General features: G+C 39.1%; 13 protein-coding genes. 7 read left to right on the forward strand and 6 right to left on the reverse strand.

The genetic code is table 11. The features are described 5' to 3' along the window. The first annotated feature begins 175 nt into the window (after positions 1 to 175). From P9M13_00005 to P9M13_00025, 5 genes are all read left to right on the forward strand, one after another. Positions 176 to 1,477 carry a PAS domain S-box protein gene (locus tag P9M13_00005; protein ID MDP8261667.1) on the forward strand — a complete coding sequence of 434 codons (1,302 nt, stop codon included), beginning with the start codon at positions 176 to 178 and terminating at the stop codon, positions 1,475 to 1,477. 22 nt (positions 1,478 to 1,499) lie between these two features. Further along, positions 1,500 to 1,859, forward strand: a complete 360-nt coding sequence (locus P9M13_00010) for a response regulator (protein MDP8261668.1) — start codon at positions 1,500 to 1,502, stop codon at positions 1,857 to 1,859. Positions 1,860 to 1,869: 10 nt separating this feature from the next. Further along, a complete protein-coding gene (locus tag P9M13_00015; GenBank protein ID MDP8261669.1) occupies positions 1,870 to 2,259 on the forward strand; it encodes a response regulator in 390 nt (129 codons plus the stop codon). 69 nt (positions 2,260 to 2,328) lie between these two features. Then, positions 2,329 to 2,937: a hypothetical protein gene (locus P9M13_00020; GenBank protein ID MDP8261670.1), complete on the forward strand. Its 609-nt coding sequence runs from the start codon at positions 2,329 to 2,331 to the stop codon at positions 2,935 to 2,937. Positions 2,938 to 3,183: 246 nt separating this feature from the next. After that, positions 3,184 to 3,441 carry a hypothetical protein gene (locus P9M13_00025; GenBank protein ID MDP8261671.1) on the forward strand — a complete coding sequence of 86 codons (258 nt, stop codon included), beginning with the start codon at positions 3,184 to 3,186 and terminating at the stop codon, positions 3,439 to 3,441. A gap of 308 nt (positions 3,442 to 3,749) precedes the next feature. Here the strand turns inward: P9M13_00025 and P9M13_00030 are convergent, their stop codons facing one another. Next, the gene (locus P9M13_00030) at positions 3,750 to 3,992 is read right to left on the reverse strand and encodes a hypothetical protein (protein ID MDP8261672.1); all 243 of its coding nucleotides are present in this window, start codon (positions 3,990 to 3,992) and stop codon (positions 3,750 to 3,752) included. Between the two features lie 105 nt (positions 3,993 to 4,097). Then, the gene (locus P9M13_00035) at positions 4,098 to 4,607 is read right to left on the reverse strand and encodes a signal peptidase I (GenBank protein ID MDP8261673.1); all 510 of its coding nucleotides are present in this window, start codon (positions 4,605 to 4,607) and stop codon (positions 4,098 to 4,100) included. 59 nt (positions 4,608 to 4,666) lie between these two features. Between P9M13_00035 and P9M13_00040 the strand changes: the two genes are divergently transcribed. Continuing rightward, positions 4,667 to 6,352 carry an ABC transporter ATP-binding protein gene (locus P9M13_00040; GenBank protein ID MDP8261674.1) on the forward strand — a complete coding sequence of 562 codons (1,686 nt, stop codon included), beginning with the start codon at positions 4,667 to 4,669 and terminating at the stop codon, positions 6,350 to 6,352. A gap of 27 nt (positions 6,353 to 6,379) precedes the next feature. Further along, complete coding sequence (locus P9M13_00045; protein MDP8261675.1) at positions 6,380 to 6,781, forward strand: hypothetical protein; 402 nt, start codon at positions 6,380 to 6,382, stop codon at positions 6,779 to 6,781. A gap of 1 nt (position 6,782) precedes the next feature. Here the strand turns inward: P9M13_00045 and P9M13_00050 are convergent, their stop codons facing one another. From P9M13_00050 to P9M13_00065, 4 genes are all read right to left on the reverse strand, one after another. Then, positions 6,783 to 7,763 (reverse strand): hypothetical protein, encoded by a 981-nt coding sequence (locus P9M13_00050; protein ID MDP8261676.1) that lies wholly within the window; start codon positions 7,761 to 7,763, stop codon positions 6,783 to 6,785. Then, complete coding sequence (locus tag P9M13_00055; protein ID MDP8261677.1) at positions 7,760 to 8,896, reverse strand: radical SAM protein; 1,137 nt, start codon at positions 8,894 to 8,896, stop codon at positions 7,760 to 7,762. The genes P9M13_00050 and P9M13_00055 overlap by 4 nt, the downstream gene beginning before the upstream one ends. Before the next feature lie 84 nt (positions 8,897 to 8,980). Further along, positions 8,981 to 10,105 (reverse strand): radical SAM protein, encoded by a 1,125-nt coding sequence (locus tag P9M13_00060; GenBank protein ID MDP8261678.1) that lies wholly within the window; start codon positions 10,103 to 10,105, stop codon positions 8,981 to 8,983. 7 nt (positions 10,106 to 10,112) lie between these two features. Continuing rightward, positions 10,113 to 10,385 (reverse strand): PqqD family protein, encoded by a 273-nt coding sequence (locus P9M13_00065; GenBank protein MDP8261679.1) that lies wholly within the window; start codon positions 10,383 to 10,385, stop codon positions 10,113 to 10,115. Positions 10,386 to 10,574 lie beyond the last annotated feature (189 nt).

Raw genomic sequence — 10,574 nt, forward strand, 5'->3', positions numbered from 1 at the left:
GATATAATCGTCTTTTGTAATCCAATTTTTTAAGCGAAATCCTTTCGCGAATATGACCCTTTGTTTAAAAACCTCTAATTAAGCTTAAAATCATACCTTATGCGTATTGTTGCGGAATCGTTGCGAGATACTAATAAGCATTTACAATAGTCAATTATTGATATATAATCTGGGTATGAAAAAGCTACCAAAATGGTTTGTTTTTACTTTAGCGTTTGCCAGTGTTGCTCTCTTGCTGGGTGCGATGTGGGTAGTTGAGTGTCAGCTTTTACCCCATGACAGTTTTCTTTTTTGTCGTTCATATGATCTTATAAAAGATATTCTCATCGTTTTACTTGCCGTAATAATCATAGTTGAATTGCTCTTTAAGGTAAAATCCAAATCCGAACACGATGTGCAGATGAAAAGCCGATTGCTTTCAAATATTGTTGATACGATAGTCGATGGTGTTATAAGCCTTAATAATGACGGCATAATATTGTCCTGGAACAAAAGCGCTGAAAAAATATTCGGGTATACTGCTCGTGATATAATCGGCGAAGATTTTGGGGTTCTTGTTCTTGCCGGAAACAAAGATGAATTATTTACTTCAGATATTAACAAGAAGCTTGAAAAACAGGGAATGGTAAAAGACTATGAAGTTCAGATGAAATGTTCTGGGGGAAAACTGTTATGGGTTAATCTCTCGTGTTCTATATTAAAAGATCTTAATGGGAAGAAGATAGGGTTATCGCTTATTATTCATGATATTACCGAGACAAAGCTATTTGTTGAAAAAATACAGCAATCTGAAAAGTTGGTTGCGGTAGGACAGCTTGCCGCCGGTATCGCGCACGAAGTTCTAACCCCGTTAAATGTGATAAGTGGTAACGCGGAGTATCTCTTAATGGGTATGGATAAACATGACGATAGGGTACGCGAATTACAGATAATAATCGATGAAACAGAAAAAATAAATAAATTAATCAAGCGTATGATGGAGTTTGCTCAACCAAAAAAATCTGAAATGAAAAAGGTTGATATTAATACTGTTTTACAGGAAATTCTTAATTTTACTCAACCACAGCTTATCAAATCTCACATTGAGGTTGAAATGGAATTTGATAAGGATCTTCCTGAAATTATGGCTGATGAAGCGCAAATTGAGCAGGCCTTTCTGAGTATTGAAAAGAACGCATGGGAGGCAATGAAAAAGGGGGGGGCACTTACTATACGCACTTCATTCTGGATCGATGCTGAAGATAAAAAAGAATACATAAAAATACAGTTCACTGACACGGGCTATGGTATTCGGGACGATAATATAAAAAGAGTATTCGATCCTTTTTTCAGCACAAAAGATATTGGGAAAGGGACAGGACTGGGTTTAACCATCGCTTATAAAATCATCGCCGATCAGGGTGGTTCTATTGATATTGACAGTAGTGTTGACATAGGTACTACAGTAGTAGTAACATTACCGGTAAGAAATATGTAGTGCTTTGCAAAGGAGTGTCTGTATGAAAATATTAATAATTGATGATGATAAAGCGTTTTGCGGGACGTTAGAGAAAATATTACTTAAAAAAGGCTATGAAGTAACATCTGTGCATGACCCTATGGAAGTAATTCCTTTAGCGAAAGAAAACGAATATGAATTGATGCTTTTAGATCATCGCATGTCCCCCATAACAGGTGTCGATCTGTTGGAAAAACTTCGTAATGAGGGAATAAAAACGCCGGTGATACTCTTGTCTGCATATGCTTCGCGGGACACCTATTATGAAACAAAAAAGCTGGGTATAGTAAATTACCTTAATAAGCCTTTTTCTATGGAAAAATTAGAAGAACTCATTGATAACATAGCGAACAACTCTTGAGGAGTGTGTAATGACAGACACAAATAAAACGAGAATACTTGTTGTCGACGATAATGTTGAGCAGGTAACCATACTTGAAAAGATATTCACGAAAGATGGGTATCAGGTAGATATATCGTCAAACGGGTTTGATGCCTTGCAGATTGTGATGAGGGAGGATATCGATATTGTTATTACTGATATGAGTATGCCAGGGATGAATGGTTTGAAACTTTTACGGCAGGTGAAAGAAAAGAAACCTGAAGTACAGGTTATCATTATTACCGCGTTTGGAGAATGGGGCGCTTACGCAGAAGCGCTCAAAGAAGGTGCATACGAGTTTGTCAGCAAACCATTTAAAGTTGAAGAGATAATAAAGCTCGTAAAAACCATAGAGAAGAAGATCCAGAAAAACTCATAACAACATGTCACTAATGCCACGTTCCTCACACCAGTGCTACATTCTTTAATAAATATATTGTATGGTGGAATGATGAGTCAAGACTTTAGAAAATTTGTATATCGCACACGGGAAGAATTTAACGCGTTTTGTGATCGCGTGCGCTATTCTTATCATTTTGGTAACGGTAAAAGATATATTCGTCTCGGGTTTATTCTTGTTCTTGCAGTTGCCTTTGGAATTTTGCTGAACCGCTATTCAGCTCCTATGAGATCTCCCAAAAGTCAATATCAGTCACAGTTGATAGAAACGAAAAAGAAGAATGCCTTTACCTCAGACTCTACGGGACAAGCCTTACATGTGCAGAAGGGGGCGCTCACAAGGGCTCCCGGGACAATTGGTGCGACGCCCGAGCGTAAAAGTATCGGTAGTACCAAAAGTAGCCTGAGGACATCAGGTCGACAACCGCAGCAAACGGTAAGGGACCGTGATATGCTTGCTGACCATTATAAAAAAGTTTACGGAGATGATTATCTCAAAGTAATAAAAATGGATATGATACGTTCCAAACGATCAATGAATACCAAAGACTACAGGGAATCATGGGGTGGATTCAGGGATCTTGAGGTCGATATCCGTGATAAAGACGAAAGAGAGAAATTAATAGAAGAGATCAATGAAGAAGGATGGGAGTATTAAAAGATTTCATCTACGGTAAGATCTATTTAAAGTATACAACAACAATAGTGGTGGCTTTTTTTTTGGTTTTCTTCTGAACAGGTTGTTTTTGTCTCAGGGTCTGGGTAGTAACCGTACCAGTACGGTATCGATGAAAATATATACAAAAAAGGCAGTCTTGTAAACACGGCGGGTAGTAATATCCCAATACTGAAAAGTTCGCTGGGCACAACCTCCACAATATCAGACATATCAAGTGTTAAAGGGGTGTTACAGGGTAAAGGTGGTAGAGCTCAGCTGAAAGAAAAGTATCGGGACATGGTCATACAGCACTATAAAGAAATGTATGGTGCAGGGTATGAAAAAGAAATAAAAAAAGATATGCTACGCAGCAAAAAAGCAATGGACAGTGAATACTACAAAGATTCATGGGGTGATTTTAGGGGGCTTGAGATAGATATCCGTGATAAAGACGAAAAAGAAAAATTGATTGAAGAGATCGATAAAGAAGGGTGGGACCTGTAATACACAGTGTGTTATTAGAATTTTTGTCCCTTAGAACAACCAGAACCGGTATTATTTCTGCCGGAAACACAAAGTCCAGCAACGTTATTTAACCCGGATGCGCAGCCATAGACTCCAACGTTTGAATTGCCATTTGAACAAAGGACAGTTGCGTTATTGCCAATTGTTAACCCCTGTAAAACCTGAGGCCTGCTCGTTTGCACTAGCAATAGCTTTTATGTGTGGTGGGGAATATTGTTTTGTCATCGTAGACCTTTTAATCTTATGTTTTCCATGTGGGGATTTAACGTAAAAAAAGAAAAATAGTGTTATGTCACATTTTTCCCCCTAGCACATGCTCCACCGCTATTGTCCCTTCCCTTACTGCATACGCCCGCAACATTATTTGCTCCTGAAGCGCAACCAGAAACCCCAACATTTGAATTGCCATTTGAGCAAAGGACAGTTGCGTTATTGCCGTTTTCACAATTATTAACCCCCGTAAACCCTGAGGCCTGCTCGTTTGTGCCGCCGAGAACCTTAATCTGTGGGGACTCGTAAATCTTTTCCATGTAACGCCTCCTATTTCCTTATCTTATTTATAACACACTATTTAAGATCTGTCAACCTTTAAGGATCAGGGTCCAAACTCACAAGTAAAACATTGTGATGTTCGGCTAGCTTCGAAAAATTGTCTGAGTTTTAATTATTGATCGTATCTTTCTTAAAGGATGTATGAACTTTGAAAAAAGATACGATTTTTTTAACATTTTATGAGTTAAGTGTGTTTCCGATCCGTTACGTTTGAAAGAAACGATCTTTCCTAATATGTTTTCAGGATGCAGATGGTGCGGGTCGGGCTTTAGTGAACCGTCACCTTTTGTTTTGACATGTTTTTTATTGTAATCGATATCGATTATCCTGTGGACTGCTTTACCTTCTGAACGAGGGATCTTAAAATAAATTATGTCTTTACGGTTCAGTTCCTTAAATGGAATGTTTTGCGCCGTTAGCGTGTCACCGTCTTTTAAAAGGGGATACATGCTTGTTCCCGTGTAACTGATAGTGGTAGTCTTCATAAAATATCCTTTACGTTTTTTTATTCTAGTAACTATACCAGAAAATTGATACATTGTGATACTGTTTTCTTGCATTGTTTTGATTGATACATCTTGTATAAACATCATTCGATAAGTATACTTATACGGTTTTTGTTGTGTGTCAGGAAGATAAAGGACGTGAGATAATGAATGTAAAAGATTATGCGAGCAAGTTTTACGGGTATTCAAAAAGCTATTTGAAGAATATTATCACTATAAACGTTTTATCTCAAATCACCTCCGTTGTGTTTGTCGGTTATTTTCTTATTATTAAAAACATCATTGATGGCGGAATACTGTCAAAAGATATGGCGGTAATTAAGCGGGACCTCTTCATCCTTATTCTCCTTGTTGCACTGCGGGAGATATTGACCTATATCGTTCAATGGGTAAGCACATATACCTCGGAAAAGATAAATCGCGATGTTCAGGTAGATGTCTATACACACATACTCGGTATGCCTGTATCAAAACTCTCCTCCTTTTCAGCGGGAAGACTCATTGCTAAAGTGCTCAGTGAAAGCACGAGTGTTGCAAACATCCTAACACGATTAACCGTGCAAGCGCTTACTCAGCCCGTGAAGCTTATTATTCTTTTTGGTGTCTTGTTCTATTATGACAGTCGACTGGCGTGGATCGTTATACTGTTTGCTATTCCGGTTGTCGCAGTGAATAAATTCATCGCACATAAATTAAACGAGTATTACGATATATTTTATGAACGAAAGATCCTTATCCTGTCACGCGTACAGGAAGTGTTGTGCTCTATCGGTATTGTGAAAGCTTTTGTGCGGGAAAAAAAAGAGATCGAGCATTTTGGGGACCTGTCAGATTCTCTCATAGAAAATGATCTTAAGCTTGCGAGAATATCTCTTATTGCCTCTCCGGTCGGTGAGATCACGAAAGTGATAGTTTTAGCAGTCATCGTTTTAACCGGAGGCTATCAGGTAAAAAATGGGGCCATTTCAACAGGTACGTTTATCCTGTTTATTGGCGCTACCATGAGTATCTTTGGGACTCTGCAGGCACTTACTTCGCTCTATACCGGCATTATAAGCAGTTTTATTGGTGTAAAGCGAGTATTCACACTGCTTGAAGAAGAACGTGAAGATGTTGTGAAAGACCATCTAATGCTAGAAAATGGCTTAAAAGGTGACATAGCTGTTAGCAACATTTCATTTTCATATAATAAAGGTGAACCGATTCTAAAAGATGTTAAGGTGCAGATCACAGAGAATGAATTGTGCGGCATATTGGGCGAAAGCGGCTGTGGAAAGACAACATTGGCCAAGATCCTCATGCGGTTTTATGCTCCTGATTCAGGCAGTATCATTGTGCAGAAAAATGATATCAATCGGTATGATGTGCGCCAGTATCGTTCTCATATCAGTGTTGTGTTTCAGGAACCGGTGTTGTATGACGGAACAATACTTGATAATATCTGTTTCGGGAAACCGAACGCATCTATGGATGAAGTTAAAAGTGTATGCCTGACAGCGGATATTCACGGCTTTATTGAGTCTTTACCGGAGGGGTATCAATCTCTGGTTGGTGACCAGGGTGTGCGCTTGTCCGGTGGCCAGAAACAGCGCGTAACCATAGCCCGTGCGTTACTCACTGATCCTGATCTATTGATACTTGATGAGGCAACGTCGTTTGTTGCGATCGAATCAGAAAAAAAGATACTTTCCGCGATAAAAGAAATTCGCAAAAACAAAAAAACAGTAGTATTAACAAATCGTTTGAGCGCTTTGGAGTGCTGCGAAAAGCTATATAGGTTTAGCGAAGGTCGTTTGAACGAATATTGCGGACAAGACGATAAGAAGATATAAAAAGCTTAGGAAGAATAGGTCAGACATATGAGTGTGTATGACAATATAAAAAATAAAGTGCGTGAATATTCCGAGAGGATCCCAAGATTTGTCCGGCATCACTGGGGTCAGGGGACATTGATTGTTGGCACTAAGCAGAAGATCATCTTGCTGTATACCAGTTTTAAGTATAAGTATACAATTCGTATGCGGCTCAAGGGCGGGAACAAAATTCTGGGTTTTGTTGTCATTTTTATTATTGCTCTTCCGGTCGGACTCCTTATTACCGAGCTTTTTAGGGCAACCGGACGAAGTACGCCTAAATCTCAATTGTCGCAGTATGAGCGCAGGATGAGGTATAAAAAGCAGGATGAAATAAACAGTTTATGCCCGCATTCGTTGCCGCCTAAAAAATGCGCTATCTGTAAAGATGCAGATAACTGTAAATGATTCAGGAGTGTTTTAGGAGCTTTAAGAATGCCTTGCTTTTTGCAAAGTGCAGTTTCGCGCAGGATGCGTGCTCCACAAGATTACGCGCATTTTTAAATGTCCTTTCCGATAGTGCATCCGGAAAATACCTGAAAAAATGTAAATGGTATTTTAGCATGTGCGCTAAGACCGTTTTTTTGTCCAACCGAACAAGTTTTGTTTTCTTTGATTTTGAGAGAAAATAGATGTCGGAAAACGGCACTTTTTTCACGGCATGGTTTTTTTCGATAGTCGTTTTTTGTAAAAGCGGCGTAGAGAAAAGATACCATTTTTTGTTTATCTGTTTCGCAATGATCCCGTCATCTGAAATCGCGTGATCTTTTCCTGCCAGCGATGCTATAGTTGATTTTCCTGCGTTTGAATGCCCCAAAAAAAGATGTCCTTTCCCGTCTATTGAAAGCCCTACACCATGCAGGAAAAGTGCGTTATTTTTTGCGCACAAAAATGAAGCGACGCACGATACCGCGTTTAAAAGGTTTGTTGAGACAGATTTCTCGTGATGGTTTATAAATGTAAAAAAAGAGCCCTTTAACGTTCGGTGATTATAAAAGAACATATCTCCGTATATTGACAGAAACATCCAATTTTGCGGGTTTCGAGAGATTTGGTATATAATTTTCTTGCAAGAAGGGTTTCTGCAATAGTGTTCTATATGAAGTAGTGTGCTTTCGATCAGTTCATTTTTTTTTCGTATTGGAGGCTCCTTACCGAAAAGCGTTTCGAGACAGTTTCTAAAAAGCAGTTTCTCTTGTTTTGTAAGACGTGCATTCTTGTCTTTTTCTATACGATAGAGTGTTATAGAAGCACCGGAGGGAATGCCATTATTTGAGACAAATGGTTTGAGGTGAGGATGAATAAACTTCCGAATATCAGTTTTTTCAGGCAGTGTGAGTCTAATGGGTATTTCAGCTATTTTTATGGTGATCGAATGTGTCTGTTTCATGATGAGCGAGTGTCACTTTTGTAGTTTGTTATCAATCTCGATTGAGGGAAAATTTCTTTTCTATGAGCCTCTTCGCAGAATTTATAGGGTCCAAAAAGATCTTTGGTGAGTGCGTAGGTCTGTGCGACACAGCTTCCCAAACACTGGTTTTTATGTATGCAGATTTTGCAAATGCCGTGAAGCGCTTTAGGCATTTTTGAGCGAAATTCCTGAAGCTGAGGACTATTTTTCCAAATTGAACTCATTTTTTCTTTACGCACATTGCCAAATAGAAGATTTTCTTCAGTTCTTCCTATCCCGCAGTATGATACCTTGCCGTCTGAGAGAAGCCCCACGATAGTGAAAATACTGCAGAAACCGCACGAGTTATGAAGTATCTGTTGTGTGGACTTAAATGCTACGGGAATATGTAAAAAAATGCTCAGGGACGGATATCTTTTTTTGTATTCATTTTGGACTCTTTTGTTCAGGGCTAAAATCTCTTCAATATCAATATATTTTTCTTTTTCGTTTATAGTTTTGGCTCTGCCAACCGGGCTCATAATGTTTATCTTGAGATGGCAATCCGTAAATTCTTTATCGAGAAACGCCATGAACGATTCGAGCTCAGAAAAATTATCGTTCATTAAAGAGAATATCACCTCATAATTGAATTTTAGTTCATTGAGCAGTCTGACGCTCTCTAAAGCCTTATGAAAAGACCCATGGACACCGCGAATAGCGTCGTGTGTTTCTGGAACAGCGCCGTCTATGCTCACACTTACCGGACAGTTATATTTTTTTAGATCCTTTACAATATCTTTTGTGAGTAACAATCCGTTTGTTTCTATGGGGACGGATAAATCCTTGCTATTAAAGTATGCAATATAGTCCATGATGTCAGGGTGTAGGAATGGTTCACCTCCGGTGAGTTTTACGGAACTAAGTCCTAGTGGAAGACAGTCCTCTATAACGGCTTTTAATTCATCAAATGTGAGATTGTCCTTATTTTGATCGGAATATGCATTACTTGAAGCGTCCGGTGCAAAATTAGGGACTACCCAACAGTGCTTGCATTTTAAGTTGCAGCTTTCAGTCGGGTAAAAATAAATACTTCTTAGAGGATACCTGTCAGTTTTTTTAATTTTTTTCATAGAAAATCCTTAACAAATTTAAATTTCCCAAAATTACACCGCGTAGGAGTAACAAGTTCCACCTACGCGGTGAACGGTGTAGTTTCACCTACGCGGTGAATTTCTTATCAGTCTGTTGTCTCTGGTCTTGCTTTTCGTTATATAGCTTTCTTTCTCTCCGGTATGCACCTTATAGCACGATGTCGGATCCCAGCCGGTAATTCCTTTTTCGTAATCAAAGGGAATGGCAGGGCAACCGCCACGGCAAAGCGGCATGTACTCGCATTTGTGACACTCAGGCATATTATTGATCTTTTTTTCGCGCCGTGAGCGCAGTTCGTTCATTTCTTTGCTATTATGCCATATGTCGTAGAGTGACTGCTCTTTAATATTTCCTGTTTTGTATTCCCATAGGCGGCTGCAGGGGATGACCCATCCATCCGGCCGAACAGAACAATCTTCGATCCCGCCGTTACAGCTGGTCATATAACATTTTTCAGGGTCATAGTTTTTTACACTGTATTCTTTGAATGTGCGCATAAACGATTCTTCATTTATGAGAGGTCCGCTGATATAATTTCCGTACTTCTCTTTTAGACTTTTTACTGTTTCAAGAAGCTCTTGTTCCTGTTTTGGTGAGATTATCAAAGTGTTTATGTGATTGCGACAATATCCTACCGGCAGAAAACTTGTAAAATTGCAGGAGTGAACACCGAGTTTTTTTCCGAGTTTGATTATGTTTTCCATGTCGTCAATATTGTGCGTTGTTATACAAGAGAAGGTGATCGTCGGTACGTTATGCTCTAATAAGTTTTTGATGCCGCGTGTTGCTTTATCAAAAGATCCCGCCGGCCTGATCTTTTCGTGTGTTTCCGGGCACGAGCCGTCAATGCTGACTTGCACTGTTTCAATACGTTTATACCGGGAAAGATAATTTGCCATATATTTATCGATGAGTGTGCCGTTGGTGTTTATGTGCAGCCTGAAATGATATGAGAATATGTGGTCGATTAGCTCTCTTATGTCAGGTCTCATAAACGGTTCCCCGCCGCTCATGATAAACCGAAACACTTTCAGGCGGGCGCATTCATCTATGAAATTCTTCCACTCTTCGGTAGTGAGGTCTCCGGGCGCATTTTTTGTGTCTGCGACATTGCAATGCTTGCAATTGAGGTTGCAGAGATTGGTTATTTCTAAAGAGACTTTTTTTGGAGCTGATAATATTTTCATGTCGTGATTATTTTTCTATATAGTGCAAATCCTGTAGATTTTTAATAAATGCGTCACAGTCATTTTTGAGATCTGTTTCGCTAATATCGGGGAATTCTTTTTTTAAATCATTGAGTATCTCATGCAGTTCTTTTCCTTGTGTCATGCCTTCCCAGACAATGATGCCGGTCGCATTAATAACGCTGACACCACCGGTATCAGGATCATAGAGGAACGCGTCTTCATCTTCTTTTCGGAGAACAATTTCTTTATTGATAACCAGTTTTTTATCGGTGTACATTGATCAATCCTTTCCTTTTTAAATCGGAAATTGTTTTGGTAATATCCCTTTTAGCTTGCATGTCAGCAATTCCGCAACAAAGTATTTTAGCTCACCATAAGTCATTCTATTTACGATATTTTAGTGGTAAACGCCTTGTATGAGCAAATTCGCATTGGATTCGAAGTATTATGTTGACATAAAAACTGA

The sequence above is a fragment of the Candidatus Ancaeobacter aquaticus genome (assembly GCA_030765405.1).
Lineage (GTDB): Bacteria > Auribacterota > Ancaeobacteria > Ancaeobacterales > Ancaeobacteraceae > Ancaeobacter > Ancaeobacter aquaticus.